At 61.9% G+C, this 13,451-nt stretch carries 14 protein-coding genes; 5 read left to right on the top strand and 9 right to left on the bottom strand.

Annotation, left to right across the window (positions count from 1 at the left end; all coding sequences use genetic code 11):
* Window positions 1-25 precede the first annotated feature (25 nt).
* Window positions 26-556, bottom strand: coding sequence for a ferritin-like domain-containing protein (locus tag AC19YY_RS09705; RefSeq protein ID WP_169952132.1), 531 nt, complete (start codon window positions 554-556; stop codon window positions 26-28).
* Between the two features lie 177 nt (window positions 557-733).
* Between AC19YY_RS09705 and AC19YY_RS09700 the strand changes: the two genes are divergently transcribed.
* Window positions 734-1,624: an esterase/lipase family protein gene (locus tag AC19YY_RS09700; RefSeq protein WP_169952130.1), complete on the top strand. Its 891-nt coding sequence runs from the start codon at window positions 734-736 to the stop codon at window positions 1,622-1,624.
* Here AC19YY_RS09700 and AC19YY_RS09695 read toward each other — a convergent pair.
* Window positions 1,621-2,493: a DMT family transporter gene (locus AC19YY_RS09695; RefSeq protein WP_500604114.1), complete on the bottom strand. Its 873-nt coding sequence runs from the start codon at window positions 2,491-2,493 to the stop codon at window positions 1,621-1,623. The two genes, AC19YY_RS09700 and AC19YY_RS09695, sit on opposite strands and share 4 nt — an antisense overlap.
* 97 nt (window positions 2,494-2,590) lie before the next feature.
* Between AC19YY_RS09695 and AC19YY_RS09690 the strand changes: the two genes are divergently transcribed.
* From AC19YY_RS09690 to AC19YY_RS09680, 3 genes are all read left to right on the top strand, one after another.
* Entirely contained in the window at window positions 2,591-3,379 is a 789-nt protein-coding gene (locus AC19YY_RS09690; protein WP_169952126.1) for an AraC family transcriptional regulator, read from the top strand.
* A gap of 71 nt (window positions 3,380-3,450) precedes the next feature.
* Window positions 3,451-3,750 carry a PsiF family protein gene (locus tag AC19YY_RS09685; RefSeq protein ID WP_169952124.1) on the top strand — a complete coding sequence of 100 codons (300 nt, stop codon included), beginning with the start codon at window positions 3,451-3,453 and terminating at the stop codon, window positions 3,748-3,750.
* Between the two features lie 181 nt (window positions 3,751-3,931).
* Window positions 3,932-4,945 (top strand): AI-2E family transporter, encoded by a 1,014-nt coding sequence (locus AC19YY_RS09680; RefSeq protein ID WP_169952122.1) that lies wholly within the window; start codon window positions 3,932-3,934, stop codon window positions 4,943-4,945.
* Window positions 4,946-5,082: 137 nt separating this feature from the next.
* Here AC19YY_RS09680 and AC19YY_RS09675 read toward each other — a convergent pair whose 3' ends face one another.
* The gene (locus tag AC19YY_RS09675) at window positions 5,083-6,351 is read right to left on the bottom strand and encodes an Hsp70 family protein (protein WP_169952120.1); all 1,269 of its coding nucleotides are present in this window, start codon (window positions 6,349-6,351) and stop codon (window positions 5,083-5,085) included.
* Between the two features lie 272 nt (window positions 6,352-6,623).
* Between AC19YY_RS09675 and AC19YY_RS09670 the strand changes: the two genes are divergently transcribed.
* Window positions 6,624-7,568 (top strand): DnaJ C-terminal domain-containing protein, encoded by a 945-nt coding sequence (locus AC19YY_RS09670; RefSeq protein WP_169952118.1) that lies wholly within the window; start codon window positions 6,624-6,626, stop codon window positions 7,566-7,568.
* A gap of 1,074 nt (window positions 7,569-8,642) precedes the next feature.
* On the opposite strand, the gene AC19YY_RS09665 is transcribed toward AC19YY_RS09670, so the two are convergent.
* The 6 genes from AC19YY_RS09665 to AC19YY_RS09640 all read right to left on the bottom strand — a co-directional run bounded on the left by AC19YY_RS09665 (window position 8,643) and on the right by AC19YY_RS09640 (window position 13,364).
* The gene (locus tag AC19YY_RS09665; RefSeq protein WP_500604113.1) at window positions 8,643-9,767 is read right to left on the bottom strand and encodes a sensor histidine kinase; all 1,125 of its coding nucleotides are present in this window, start codon (window positions 9,765-9,767) and stop codon (window positions 8,643-8,645) included.
* 99 nt (window positions 9,768-9,866) lie between these two features.
* Window positions 9,867-11,567 (bottom strand): urease subunit alpha, encoded by a 1,701-nt coding sequence (ureC, locus tag AC19YY_RS09660; protein ID WP_169952114.1) that lies wholly within the window; start codon window positions 11,565-11,567, stop codon window positions 9,867-9,869.
* Window positions 11,568-11,680: 113 nt separating this feature from the next.
* Complete coding sequence (locus AC19YY_RS09655; protein WP_170042497.1) at window positions 11,681-11,986, bottom strand: urease subunit beta; 306 nt, start codon at window positions 11,984-11,986, stop codon at window positions 11,681-11,683.
* Window positions 11,983-12,516 carry a GNAT family N-acetyltransferase gene (locus tag AC19YY_RS09650; RefSeq protein WP_169952110.1) on the bottom strand — a complete coding sequence of 178 codons (534 nt, stop codon included), beginning with the start codon at window positions 12,514-12,516 and terminating at the stop codon, window positions 11,983-11,985. The genes AC19YY_RS09655 and AC19YY_RS09650 overlap by 4 nt, the downstream gene beginning before the upstream one ends.
* 5 nt (window positions 12,517-12,521) lie before the next feature.
* On the bottom strand, window positions 12,522-13,052 hold the full coding sequence (locus AC19YY_RS09645) for a GNAT family N-acetyltransferase (RefSeq protein WP_500604112.1): 531 nt from the start codon (window positions 13,050-13,052) through the stop codon (window positions 12,522-12,524).
* Between the two features lie 9 nt (window positions 13,053-13,061).
* Window positions 13,062-13,364, bottom strand: coding sequence for an urease subunit gamma (locus AC19YY_RS09640; RefSeq protein WP_032862374.1), 303 nt, complete (start codon window positions 13,362-13,364; stop codon window positions 13,062-13,064).
* Window positions 13,365-13,451 lie beyond the last annotated feature (87 nt).

The following is a 13,451-nucleotide window of genomic DNA, read 5'->3' as shown; positions in this document are numbered from 1 at the left end:
ACATTAGTGAGTGCTGCTGGCAGGCTTACAGGTCTTTGAGAATGTCCGCCATATCGTCGGCGTGCTCTTCTTCCTGGGCCAGGATGTCTTCAAAGATCCGGCGGGTGGTCGGGTCTTTCTCGCCGATGTACTGGATGATCTCGCGATAGCTGTCCACCGCGATGCGCTCGGCCACCAGGTCTTCGTAGACCATGTCCTTCAAGGTCTTGCCGGCCACGTACTGTGCGTGGGACAGCTTGGACAGCAGGTCCGGGTTGAACTCTGGTTCGCCGCCCAGCTGTACGATACGTTCGGCCAGTTTGTCGGCGTGTTCCAGTTCCTGGTTGGCGTGCTCCAGGAACTCATCGGCGGCCACGCTGGCTTTCAGGCCGCTGGCCATGAAGTAGTGGCGCTTGTAGCGCAACACACAGACCAGTTCGGTGGCCAGTGACTCGTTGAGCAGGCGCAGGATCTCTTCGCGGTCGGCGCTGTAGCCTTCGGTCACTGCGCCGTTTTCCACATTCTTGCGCGCGCGTTCGCGAAGGGTGCTTACGTCAGACAAATGCATGTCGGTCATTTCAATCTCCTCAGGGCGATATCCGGTTTTGCGCCACACTCTCGGGGTGTGATCGCTCAAAGTTGTGAGTGCTGCGCGGCGCAAAAAGTTTTATCGGATGTTGCCGGGTGTCATATCGATTGCCGCAGGGCTGGTCTAGGATCAGCTCAATCGCCCCTTTGAAGGACGTTTGCCCCCATGCCGCAGACATTGGCTACACGTTATCCCCTGGTTTTGGTGCCGGGCATGCTCGGGTTTGTGCGGCTGCTGCTGTACCCGTATTGGTACGGCATCGTCCCGGCCTTGCGTGCGGGCGGGGCGCAAGTGTTTGCGGTGCAGGTGGCGCCGCTCAACTCCAGCGAGGTACGCGGCGAGCAGTTGCTGGTGCAGATCGAGCAGATTCGCCGCCAGACCGGTGCCGACAAGGTCAACCTGATCGGCCATAGCCAGGGCTCGCTCACCGCCCGTTACGCGGCGGCCAAACGCCCGGAATGGGTGGCCTCGGTGACCTCGGTGGCCGGGCCCAATCACGGTTCGGAATTGGCGGACTACCTGCACACCCACTATCCGGCCGACAGCGCCAAGGGCCGGATCATGAGTGCGCTGTTGCGCCTGGTGGGCGTGGTGATGGGCCTGCTCGAAACCGGCTATCGCGGCCCGCGTTTTGCGGCGGATATCCACGCCTCCCATCAATCGCTGACCAGCGCGGGTGTGGCGCTGTTCAATCGTCAATACCCCCAAGGCCTGCCAGACACCTGGGGCGGGCAGGGCGCCGAAGAAGTGGGCGGAGTGCGTTATTACTCCTGGTCCGGCACCTTGCAGCCGGGCAAGACCGATCGCGGGCGCAACCTGCTGGACGGCACCAACCGCAGTTGCCGGCTGTTTGCGCGCACCTTCGTCAAGGAGAAAGGCCAGTGCGACGGCATGGTCGGGCGTTACAGCTCACACCTGGGCACGGTGATTGGCGATGACTATGCGCTGGACCATTTCGATATCGTCAACCAGTCACTGGGCCTGGTGGGCAAGGGTGCCGAGCCGATCCGCCTGTTTGTCGAACATGCGCAGCGGTTGAAGGCGGCCGGGCTTTAACGCCTTACCGGCGTGGTCCAGCGCTCCGACAAAATCACCCCGCCCAAGGTCAACACACCCCCCACCAAGTGATACAGCGCCAACTGCTCCTTGAGCACCACCGCTGCAATCAGCGCCGTGATCAGCGGCAGCAAATTGAAAAACAGCGTGGTCCGGCTCGGCCCCAGGTTTTTGACCGAATGCATCCACGAAAGCGGCGCAATCATCGATGCCAGCAGGCAGGCGTACACCACCAGGCCAATATTCGACCGGCCCAGGCCGACCTTGTCCGAGGCCAGGAACAGCGGAAACAGCACCACCACCGCCACCAGCACCTGCAAATACAGCAACACCAGGGGCGGTAGGCGCAATTGCCATTTTTTCAGCAGGGTGCTGTAGATCGCATAGGCCAGGGTGGCCACCAGCATCATCGCGTCGCCCAGGTTAACCCCGTGTTGCAGCAGCGCGCCGAGGCTGCCGGCCGACACCACCACCACCACCCCGGCAAACGACAGCACCGCCCCGGTCAGGGCGCCGAAGGTCAGGCGCTGGCCGAGGCTGATAATCGCCGCAGTCAGGGCCATCAATGGCATCAGCGACAGGATGATCCCCATATTGGTGGCGCTGGTCAGGTTGGCGGCGTAGTACGCCAGGCTCTGGTAGACCGCCATGCCGAGCACGCCGAGCACGGCGATCTTGCCCAGGTTGGGGCGGATCAGCGCCCAGTTGGCAATGACTGGCTTGAGCATGAACGGGGTAAACAGGATGGCGGCCAGCAGCCAGCGATAAAAACCGATCTCGGCCGGGAAAATCGAGCCCACGGCGAGTTTGTTGACCACGGTATTACCAGCCCAGATAAAGATGGCCAGCAGCGGATAAGCGTATTGCATTGCAAGGAACCAGGAACGTTAGTGAGGGGTGATTATCCTTTGTCTGGATCGAAGCCTATACTTCGATCCAGACAAGCCGCCTCTGTATCCAGACAATATGCCGAAGACCTACATCAACCTGCCCGATTTCGACGTGCTACCGGCCCCGGTGTACTTTCGCTACTCGGAATTTGCCGCCGACAGCCGCGCCTCCAGCCACCAGCATGCCTGGGGCTCCCTGGACTACTCGGCCCGCGGCGTGATGCGCTTTGAAGTGGGCGGCAACCGGTTTATGTCGCCGCCGCAATATGCGGTGTGGATCCCGCCCAACACCCAGCACAGCTCCTACAACGCCCAGGCAATTATCTACCGCTCGGTGTACCTGGCGCCGTCCCTGTGCGAGCAATTGCCCACGCAGCCCTGCACCCTGACCATCAGCAACATCCTCAAGGCCATCCTCAGTGATTTTGCCGAGCGCGACGTGAATATCCCGGCCAACGAAGCCGACGTGCGCCTGGCCCAGGTGCTGGTGGACCAACTGCGCCAGGCGCCGGTGCATGACTGTTTCCTGCCGTATGCCAGCAGCCCCGGCCTGCTCAGCGTGCTTGAAGGCATGCAGGCTGATCCCGGGGACAACCGCGCGCTGGCGCTATGGGCGCAGCAGGTACACGTCAGCGAGCGCACCCTGGCCCGGCAATTTGTGCGCGAACTGGGCATGAGCTTTGGCGAATGGCGCCAGCGCCTGCGCTTTCTGGCGGCCATCGAGGCCCTGGAAAACACGCGCAGCGTCCAGGAAGTGGCCTTTGACCTGGGCTACAGCACCGCCTCGGCGTTTATTGCAATGTTCCAGCGCCAGGCCGGCTGTACGCCGGAGCAGTATCGACGAACGAACTTACGTAGCAGGTGAAGGTGTAACAGGCTTTGTCTACACTGCAGGGGAGGCCGCGCCCCTCGGCGTGGTAACAGGGAGAAAACTCCATGAAGATGTTGCGTATTCCGTTGTTGATGATCGGTCTGCTGCTCTGTTCCCAAGGGTTTGCGGCCACTGCCCAGCAAAACAAAATGACCACCTGCAACGCCGAAGCCTCCACCAAGACCTTGAAGGGCGACGAGCGCAAGGCCTTCATGAAAACCTGCCTCTCGGCCCCGGCCGCCAATGACGCCAAGACCCTGACCCCGCAGCAGCAAAAAATGAAGGACTGCAACGCGACGGCAAAAACCAAGGCGCTGGCCGGCGATGCGCGTAAAACCTTTATGAGCACCTGCCTTAAAGGCTGACCCGCTTAAATACCCCTGTGGGGGCGGGCTTGCCCGCGATTGCGGTGTGTCAGCCAGCCAGCGCCATCGCGGGCAAGCCCGCTCCCACAGTTGATGGTGTTCACAACCATCAGACTTCTCGCTTGATTGCCCCAAGGCTGGCAGACTGCCCATCCTTTAACGCCGTTCGTTTAGAGGCTGTATGCCAACGTTTTCTCAGCGTCATGTGTTGTTGCTGGCCAGCTACATCATCATTTTCGGCGGGTTGCTGCTGGTCCTACCGTTAAAACTGCTGCCCAGCCTGTTGGCCGGCCTGTTGGTCTTCGAACTGGTCAACATGCTCACCCCGCAACTGCAACGCTTGATCGAAGGCCGGCGCGCGCGCTGGCTGGCGGTGGCATTGCTCGGCACCGTGATTGTCAGCGTGCTGACCCTGATTTTTGCCGGTGCCATCAGCTTTTTGCTGCACGAAGCGGAAAACCCCGGGGCTTCCCTCGATAAATTCATGGGCGTGGTCGACCGCGCGCGCGGCCAGTTGCCGCCGTTCCTCGACGCCTACCTGCCGGCCAGCGCCGCCGAGTTTCGCGTGGCTATCGGTGAATGGCTGAGCAAGCACCTGAGCGAACTGCAGCTGGTGGGCAAGGACGCGGCGCATATGTTCGTGACCCTGCTGATCGGCATGGTCCTGGGCGCCATCATCGCCCTGCAGCGGGTCCCGGACCTGACCAAGCGCAAACCCCTGGCAGCCGCGTTGTTCGACCGCCTGCACCTGCTGGTCCAGGCTTTTCGCAACATTGTCTTTGCGCAAATCAAAATCGCTGCGCTCAACACCATCTTCACCGGGATCTTCCTTGCGGTGGTGCTGCCGCTGGCGGGGATCCACCTGCCGCTGACCAAGACCCTGATCGTCCTCACCTTCCTGCTGGGCCTGCTGCCGGTGATCGGCAACCTGATGTCCAACACCCTGATCACCATCGTCGCGTTGTCGATGTCGATTTGGGTGGCGGTGGCGGCGCTGGGCTACCTGATCGTGATCCACAAGGTCGAGTACTTCCTCAATGCCCGCATCGTCGGCGGGCAGATCAGCGCCAAGTCGTGGGAGTTGTTGTTGGCGATGCTGGTGTTTGAAGCCGCATTCGGCCTGCCTGGGGTGGTGGCAGGGCCGATTTATTATGCGTATTTGAAGAGTGAGTTGAAGCTGGGTGGGATGGTCTGAAGATTGAGGGCGTCTAGGCTGGCCTTATCGCGGGCAAGCCCGCTCCCACATTTCGACCGGGTTCCGCCTTGGGAATGCGGTCCAAATGTGGGGGCGGGCTTGCTCGCGAAAGGGCGCGCCGCGGTTTCAGCTAATACTCAGTAGCCGTAACGCTTGCTTGCCTCGATCGCCAACCCGCTGCCGATGCTGCCGAAGATGTTGCCTTCCACGTGCCGGGCATTGGGCAGCATCGCCGAAATGCTGTGGCGCAGGGCCGGGATGCCGCTGGAGCCGCCGGTGAAGAACACCGTGTCGACCTGGGCCACGTCCACCGAGGCGTCGTCGAGCAGTTGGGTCACGCTGTTGCGCACCCGTTCCAGCAGGTTGTCGATGGACGATTCGAACAGGGCGCGGCTCAGTTCCACGCTCAGGCCCGGTTCTACCCGGTCCAGCGGCACGTGGCGGCTGTCGTCGTGGGTGAGGTGGATCTTGGTTTCTTCCACTTCCATCGCCAGCCAGTGGCCGGCGCGCTGCTCGATCAGCTTGAACAGGCGGTCGATGCCGCCGGTGTCTTCGATGTCGTAGCGCATGCTGCCCAGGGCCAGCTGGGATTTTTGCGAGTACACCGAGTTGATGGTGTGCCAGGTGGCCAGGTTCATATGGTGGCTGGTGGGCATGTAGGCCCCGCTTTTCATGCGGCTGCCGTAGCCGAACAGCGGCATCATGCCGGCCAGCGAGAGCTGTTTGTCGAAGTCGGTACCGCCGATATGCACGCCGCCGGTGGCGAGGATGTCGTCGTGGCGGTTGTCGTGCTTGCGCCGCTCGGGCGACAGGCGCACCAGGGAGAAGTCGGAGGTACCGCCGCCGATGTCGACAATCAGGACCAACTCTTCTTGTTCAATGGTGGATTCGTAGTCGAAGGCTGCGGCGATCGGCTCGTACTGGAACGAGACTTCCTTGAAGCCGAGCTTGCGGGCCACGTCCACCAGGGTGTCTTCGGCCTCTTTGTCGGCCATCGGGTCGTCGTCGACGAAAAATACCGGGCGGCCCAGTACCACTTCTTCGAACTCACGGCCGGCAGTGGCTTCGGCGCGGTTCTTGAGCTGGCCGATAAACAGCCCCAGCAGGTCCTTGAACGGCATGGCCGTGCCCAGCACGCTGGTGTCGTGCTTGATCAGCTTGGAGCCCAACAGGCTCTTGAGCGAACGCATCAGGCGGCCTTCGTAGCCTTCCAGGTACTCGTGCAGCGCCAGGCGGCCGTACACCGGGCGGCGTTCTTCGAAGTTGAAGAACACCACCGACGGCAGGGTGATCTTGTCGTCCTCCAGCGCGATAAGCGTTTCCATGCCGGGACGGATCCAGCCGACAGTGGAGTTGGACGTGCCGAAGTCGATGCCGCAGGCACGGGCTGGAGAGGTGTTGTTCATGTCTAACAGGTTCCGGTTAAAAAACGGCCGCGCAGTGTATGTCACTCGCGTGCAGATGCGTAGGCCGACTATCCGCTAAATACAGCAGACTTGTTACCTTGAAAGGTCGGCTCCTTGCCCCCAACTCCTGTGCATACGGTTGGTGGCTGTCGAAAGGATCAAGTTTGTCCTGCAAGCCGCCGATATTTTTCTGACGCACCTCGAATCGCCCCGCAATGCCCAGGCAGGCAGGGCCCGACTGTGCGATCTCGATAACGGATGGTGATGCCCCCATGGATTTCAAAGACTATTACAAGATTCTTGGTGTCGAGCCGACGGCCGATGACAAGCAGATCAAGGCCGCTTATCGCAAGCTGGCCCGTAAGTATCATCCCGACGTCAGCAAGGAAAAGGACGCGGAAGAGAAGTTCAAGGACGCCTCGGAAGCCTATGAAGCGCTGAAAAGTGCCGACAAGCGCGCCGAGTACGATGAATTGCGCCGCTATGGCCAGCACGGTCAGCCCTTCCAGGGGCCGCCAGGTTGGCAGAGCCGTGGCGGGTTTGGCGGTGGCCAGGATACGGGCGAGTTTTCGGACTTCTTCAGCTCGATCTTCGGCTCGCGTGGCAACGGCTTTGGCGGCGCCCAGGGGCGCAGCCCCGGGCGACGCGGCCAGGATGTGGAGATGGAGTTGCCGGTGTTCCTGGAGGAGACCCTGTCCACCGAGCCCAAGGCAATCAGCTTCCAGGTGCCGCAATACAATGCGGCGGGCCAGCACGTCAGCAACACCACCAAGAGCCTGAACGTGAAGATTCCGGCCGGTGTGGCCGATGGCGAGCGCATTCGCCTCAAGGGCCAGGGTGCTCCGGGGATCGGTGGCGGCGCCAATGGCGACTTGTACCTGATCATCCGCTTTGCGCCGCACCCGAAGTTCGAGGTCGAAGGCGAAAACCTGGTGATCACTTTGCCGCTGGCACCGTGGGAATTGGCTCTGGGCGCGGAAGTCGCAGTGCCGACCCTGACCGGCAAGATCAACCTCAAGGTCCCGGCCGGCAGCCAGAACGGCCAGCGCATGAGGGCCAAGGGCCATGGCTTGCTGAACAAGGCCGGGCAGCGCGGGTACCTGTTTGTGCAGCTCAAGGCCGTGATGCCCAAAAGCAGTGACGATGAGGTCAAGGCGCTGTGGCAGGAACTGGCGCAAAAGGCCAATTTTGATCCACGGGAAACCTGGGGCCGCTAACCGCCCTGTGTGGGAAATCAGCAAAACCCTGTAGGAGCTGGCTTGCCAGCGATGGCGGCGGCATTGCCAGCATTGATGCTGCCTGACCCACCGCCATCGCCGCCTCGCTAAAGCTCGACAGCTCCTACAGGGGATCGTTGCCGGGCAAAAATTTTCGCCACATCGCAAATGAAATGTAGGAGCTGTCGAGCCCCGGCGAGGCTGCGATGGCGGCGGCACTGCCAGTATTGATGCTGCCTGACCCACCGCTATCGCCGCCTCGCTAAAGCTCGACAGCTCCTACCGGGGATCGTTGCCGGGCATAGATTTGCGCCACATCGCAAAAGAAATGTAGGAGCTGTCGAGCCCTGGCGAGGCTGCGATGGCGGCGGCATTGCCAGCATTGATGCTGCCTGACCCACCGCCATCGCCGCCTCGCTAAAGCTCGACAGCTCCTACAGGGGATCTTTGCCGGGCATAAATTTGCGCCACATCGCAAAAGAAATGTAGGAGCTGTCGAGCCCCGGCGAGGCGGCGATGGCGGCGGCATTGCCAGCATTGATGCTGCCTGACCCACCGCTATCGCCGCCTCGCTAAAGCTCGACAGCTCCTACAGGGGATCGTTGCCGGGCACAAATTTGCGCCACATCGCAAATGAAATGTAGGAGCTGTCGAGCCCCGGCGAGGCTGCGATGGCGGCGGCACTGCCAGTATTGATGCTGCCTGACCCACCGCCATCGCCGCCTCGCTAAAGCTCGACAGCTCCTACAGGGGATCGTTGTCGGGCAAAAATTTTCGCCACATCGCAAATGAAATGTAGGAGCTGTCGAGCCCCGGCGAGGCTGCGATGGCGGCGGCACTGCCAGCATTGATGCTGCCTGACCCACCGCTATCGCCGCCTCGCTAAAGCTCGACAGCTCCTACCGGGGATCGTTGGCGGGCATAGATTTGCGCCACATCGCAAATGAAATGTAGGAGCTGTCGAGCCCCGGCGAGGCTGCGATGGCGGCGGCACTGCCAGCATGGATGTCGACGGACCCACCGCCATCGCCGCCTCGCTAAAGCTCGACAGCTCCTACAAGGGATCGGTGGTGTCTACTGGCGTGGCAGCACTACGGTAAACGTGGTGCCCGCCGCCTCGCTGGACGTCACTTCAATCGTGCCCCTATGGGCCTGCACCACTTCCTTGACGATAAACAAGCCCAGCCCGAGGCTGGTCGAGTTGCTGCCCAGCTCTTCGTTGGCGCTGCGTACCAGCGGGTCGAACACGGTGCCCAGCGCCGCCTGGGGAATCGGCTGGCCGTAGTTGTGCATGCGCAGTTCCACGCTGTCGGGCGTGCCCTCTAGGCTCAGGGTCACCGCCTGGCTGTTGAGGCCGTGCTGCAATGCATTGCCGATCAGGTTCTGCAACAGCTGATCAATGCGCCCGCGATCCCACAGCCCTTGGGTTTCCCCGTCGATGTGCAGGTGAACCCGGCAGTCCGGGCGGCCTGCGCACGCTTCATTGATGGCCTCTTTGGCAGCATCGGCTAGGTTCATTGGCTTGGGCTCGATAGGCAGGCTGCTGCCCAGTCGGCTGCGAACAAACTCCAACAGGTCGCTGACCATCGCCTCCATGTGCCGCGCACCATTTTGGATATTGCCCAGCAGGCTCAAACCGTTGCTGTCCAACGCAGCTTTGCGCAACAACATCTCGGTGGACATCTTCACCGCCTGCAAGGGCGCGCGCAGGTCGTGGCCGAGGATGGCGAGGAAAATATCCCGCGAGCGATTGACCTGCTCGGCGTAGGCCGCCGTGGATTCGGCCAGGGCTTCGTCGATGGCTTCGTTGAAGCGGATCATGTCCTGGAAATAGTCCAGGTCCGGCGATTCCAGGCTATTGACCCACAGGCGAATCACACAGGCGCGCAGGTGGCGGAACTCGGAGGTCATCTGCACCAGGTCAAAACCCACGGTATGGCGCAGTTCGCCATGGCTGGCGGCCGCTTCGTCCAGGCTTGGGGTTTTTTCCGGGCCTTCGCCCTTGGCCTTGGCCGCCTGTTCGCTGGCGCTCTGGCGAGTGTTCATGTCCCGCGCGGCGGCCAGCAGGATCGAACGGGCGTGGTCGCGCAGTTGCGCGCGGTTCAGGGTTTCGGCGGCCGGGGTCAGGGTTTCGGCAAACTGTTCCCATTCATCGACGATTCGGTCGGCATGCAACACGATGAATTCGGATAGGCGCATAGCCAGGTTCCCAAGTGCAAGACAGTGAACAAACGTCGCGCATCGTAGCGCCAACGTCTCCCGGCTTCACTGGCACAGCAGGTGCCTGCCGATGAACGGTCAGAACAGGAAGTAACGCTGGGCCATCGGCAGCACGTCCGCCGGCTCGCACCACAACAGCTGGCCATCGGCCTTGACCTGGTAGGTCTGCGGATCGACCTCGATGTCTGGCAGGTAGTCGTTGTGGATCAAGTCGCTCTTTTGCACCTGGCGGCAACCCTTGACCACTGCGATCTGCTTCTTCAGGCCCAAGGCCTGCGGCAGGCCCTCTGCCAGCGCCGCCTGGCTGATAAACGTCAGGCTGGTGGCGTGCAGCGAGCTGCCGAAGCTGGCGAACATCGGGCGGTAGTGCACCGGCTGCGGGGTGGGGATTGACGCATTGGCATCGCCCATCAGGCTGGACGCAATCGCCCCGCCCTTGAGGATCAGGGTGGGCTTGATGCCGAAGAACGCCGGGCGCCACAACACCAGGTCGGCCCATTTGCCGACTTCGATGGAGCCCACTTCATGGCTGATGCCGTGGGTGATCGCCGGGTTGATGGTGTACTTGGCGATGTAGCGCTTGGCGCGGAAGTTGTCGTTGCCCGCGCCGTCGCCAGGCAGTGGCCCGCGTTGTTTCTTCATCTTGTCGGCGGTTTGCCAGGTGCGTGTGATCACTTCGCCCACGCGGCCCATGGCCTGGCTGTCGGAGCTGATCATCGAGAAGGCGCCAAGGTCGTGCAGGATATCTTCAGCGGCGATGGTTTCGCGGCGGATGCGGCTTTCGGCGAACGCCACGTCTTCGGCAATGCTCGGGTCCAGGTGATGGCAGACCATCAACATGTCCAAGTGCTCGTCGATGGTGTTGCGCGTGAACGGCCGCGTCGGGTTGGTGGAGCTGGGCAGCACGTTAGGGAAGCCGCAGGCCTTGATGATATCCGGCGCGTGGCCGCCACCGGCACCCTCGGTGTGATAGGTGTGGATGGTGCGCCCCTTGAGCGCGGCGAGGGTGGTTTCGACGAAGCCCGACTCGTTGAGCGTGTCGCTGTGGATCGCCACCTGCACATCGTACTCATCGGCCACGCTCAGGCAGTTGTCGATGCTGGCGGGCGTGGTGCCCCAGTCTTCGTGCAGCTTCAAACCGATGGCGCCGGCCTTGACCTGCTCGATCAGCGGCTCGGGCAGGCTGGCATTACCCTTGCCGGTAAAGCCGATGTTCATCGGGAATGAGTCGCTGGCTTGCAGCATGCGCGCCAGGTGCCACGGGCCTGAAGTACAGGTGGTGGCATTGGTGCCGGTGGCCGGTCCGGTGCCGCCGCCGATCATGGTGGTGACGCCGCTGGTCAGCGCCTCTTCGATCTGCTGCGGGCAGATGAAATGCACATGTGAGTCGATGCCGCCGGCGGTGAGGATCATGCCTTCACCGGCGATCACTTCGGTGCTGGCGCCGATGGCCATGGTCACGCCGGGCTGGATGTCCGGGTTACCGGCCTTGCCAATGGCGTGGATGCGGCCATTCTTCAAGCCAACGTCGGCCTTGACGATGCCCCAGTGGTCGATGATCAGCGCGTTGGTGATCAGCGTATCCACCACTTCATGGGCGAGCAGTTGGCTTTGGCCCTGGCCATCGCGGATGACTTTGCCGCCGCCGAACTTCACTTCTTCGCCATAAACCGTGAAGTCCTGCTCCACTTCGATGAACAGTTCGGTGTCGGCGAGGCGGACCTTGTCACCGACGGTGGGGCCGTACATGTCGGCGTAGGCTTGGCGGCTGATTTTCATGTGTGTGAACCCTGGAAAATATGTGTTGAATGTGAAACCGCTATCGCCGGCAAGCCAGCTCCTACATTTGAAGTGCATTCCCATGTGGGAGCTGGCTTGCCTGCGATGAGGCCCTAAAGATCACCCATGATCTTCCCGGCAAACCCGAACACCCGGCGCAACCCTGCCAGCTCCACTAACTCCACCTCGCGACTCTGCCCCGGTTCAAAGCGCACCGCCGTGCCCGCCGGGATGTTCAGGCGCATGCCGCGGCTGAGGGCGCGGTCAAAGGTCAGCGCGTCATTGGTCTCGAAAAAATGGTAATGGGAACCCACCTGGATCGGACGGTCGCCGCTGTTGGCCACGTTCAGGGTGACCGTGCGGCGGCCCACGTTGAGTTCGATTTCACCAGGCTGGATCTGATATTCACCAGGAATCATGCAGGTTGCCCCAGGGTCTTGAAGTAGATGGCGGTCGGGCTGTAGTGCCCGTCCGGGCTTTGGCAGTAGTCCGGCAACTCGCCGATTTTTGTGTAGCGCAGCGCCTGGTAGAAGGCTTCGGCACCGGAGCCGGCCTCGGTGTCCAGGTACAGCAGGCCGCGTTTGTGCTGGCGGGCGGCGAGTTCCAGAGCGCTCATCAGTTGCTGGCCCAGGCCATGGCGGCGGGCGCTGCTGTGCACCAGCAGTTTTTGCACTTCGGCGCGGTTGAGGCCGTTGGCTTTGAGGCACAACGCCAATTGCACACTGGCGATCACTTGCTCGTCGCGCACCACTACCCAGAGCAGCAGGCTGCCCTCTTCGATACTCGCCTGCACACCGCTTAAATAGGTGCGGGCCTGGGCATCATCGAAATCGGCCATGAAACCCACCGAAGCGCCATGCTTCACCGCGTCCAGCAACAGCTCAATCAAACCCAGGCGGTAATGGGCAAAACTTTCAGCATTGACTCGACGCAGTTGGGCAGCATTCATCGGTGTTACTCCTTGTGGACCGCGGGCGGCTGGGCGCCGGGGCTGAGCAGCAGTTGCATAAAGGTCAGGTCCAGCCAGCGGCCAAACTTGGTGCCCACCTGGGCCATCTGCCCGGTGATGCCAAAGCCCAGGCGTTCGTGCAGGCGGATCGAGGCCTGGTTGCCGCTTTCGATGGCGGCAACCATCACGTGTTTGTCGCACGCCCGGGCGCGTTCGATCAGGGCCTGCATCAGCAGCGGGCCCAGGCCTTTGCCGCGTTGGTCGTTGCGCACGTACACCGAATGCTCGACGGTGTGGCGAAAGCCGTCGAAGGGCCGCCAGTCGCCGAACGAGGCATAGCCGAGCACCTGCTCGGCCTCCACCGCCACCAGGATCGGATAAAACTGCGCCTGGCGTGCGCTGAACCAGGCCTGGCGATTGCCCAGGTCCACCGGTTGATCGTTCCAGATGGCCGTGGTGTTGATCACGGCATCGTTGTAGATATCGCGGATCGCCGGCAGATCGCCGTGCACCGCGTCACGAATCAGCAAGGACATGGCCGGGCCTCAGGCGATGGGTTGGTGGACGGTCACCAGTTTGGTGCCGTCGGGGAAGGTGGCTTCGACCTGGATATCCGGGATCATCTCCGGGATGCCTTCCATCACTTGCTCGCGGCTGAGCAGGGTGGTGCCAAAGTGCATCAGGTCGGCCACGGTGCGCCCGTCGCGCGCGCCTTCGAGCAGGGCCGCGGAGATGTAGGCGATGGTTTCCGGGTAATTGAGCTTCACCCCACGCGCCAGGCGGCGCTCGGCCACCAGGCCTGCGGTGAAGATCAGCAGCTTGTCTTTTTCCCTTGGGGTCAGGTCCATGGTCAGCAGTCCGTTTTGAAAAACAATTATTAACAACACAGGTCCAATGTGGGAGCGGGCTTGCTCGCGAATGCGGTGGGTCAGTAA

The sequence above is a fragment of the Pseudomonas sp. MF09156 genome (assembly GCF_059862305.1).
Note: the sequence above shows the minus strand (reverse complement) of the source record. Positions and strands in the feature narration are given on the sequence as shown.

What these genes read in the sequence shown, in the direction of transcription:
- AC19YY_RS09645 (WP_500604112.1), bottom strand. Translation starts at nt 13,052, where the DNA reads ATGTCCTTGCTGATTCGTGACGCGGTGCACGGCGATCTGCCGGCGATC.
- AC19YY_RS09675 (WP_169952120.1), bottom strand. Translation starts at nt 6,351, where the DNA reads ATGAACAACACCTCTCCAGCCCGTGCCTGCGGCATCGACTTCGGCACG.
- AC19YY_RS09640 (WP_032862374.1), bottom strand. Translation starts at nt 13,364, where the DNA reads ATGGACCTGACCCCAAGGGAAAAAGACAAGCTGCTGATCTTCACCGCA.
- AC19YY_RS09680 (WP_169952122.1), top strand. Translation starts at nt 3,932, where the DNA reads ATGCCAACGTTTTCTCAGCGTCATGTGTTGTTGCTGGCCAGCTACATC.
- AC19YY_RS09650 (WP_169952110.1), bottom strand. Translation starts at nt 12,516, where the DNA reads ATGAATGCTGCCCAACTGCGTCGAGTCAATGCTGAAAGTTTTGCCCAT.
- AC19YY_RS09695 (WP_500604114.1), bottom strand. Translation starts at nt 2,493, where the DNA reads ATGCAATACGCTTATCCGCTGCTGGCCATCTTTATCTGGGCTGGTAAT.
- AC19YY_RS09705 (WP_169952132.1), bottom strand. Translation starts at nt 556, where the DNA reads ATGACCGACATGCATTTGTCTGACGTAAGCACCCTTCGCGAACGCGCG.
- ureC (WP_169952114.1), bottom strand. Translation starts at nt 11,567, where the DNA reads ATGAAAATCAGCCGCCAAGCCTACGCCGACATGTACGGCCCCACCGTC.
- AC19YY_RS09670 (WP_169952118.1), top strand. Translation starts at nt 6,624, where the DNA reads ATGGATTTCAAAGACTATTACAAGATTCTTGGTGTCGAGCCGACGGCC.
- AC19YY_RS09685 (WP_169952124.1), top strand. Translation starts at nt 3,451, where the DNA reads ATGAAGATGTTGCGTATTCCGTTGTTGATGATCGGTCTGCTGCTCTGT.
- AC19YY_RS09700 (WP_169952130.1), top strand. Translation starts at nt 734, where the DNA reads ATGCCGCAGACATTGGCTACACGTTATCCCCTGGTTTTGGTGCCGGGC.
- AC19YY_RS09665 (WP_500604113.1), bottom strand. Translation starts at nt 9,767, where the DNA reads ATGCGCCTATCCGAATTCATCGTGTTGCATGCCGACCGAATCGTCGAT.
- AC19YY_RS09690 (WP_169952126.1), top strand. Translation starts at nt 2,591, where the DNA reads ATGCCGAAGACCTACATCAACCTGCCCGATTTCGACGTGCTACCGGCC.
- AC19YY_RS09655 (WP_170042497.1), bottom strand. Translation starts at nt 11,986, where the DNA reads ATGATTCCTGGTGAATATCAGATCCAGCCTGGTGAAATCGAACTCAAC.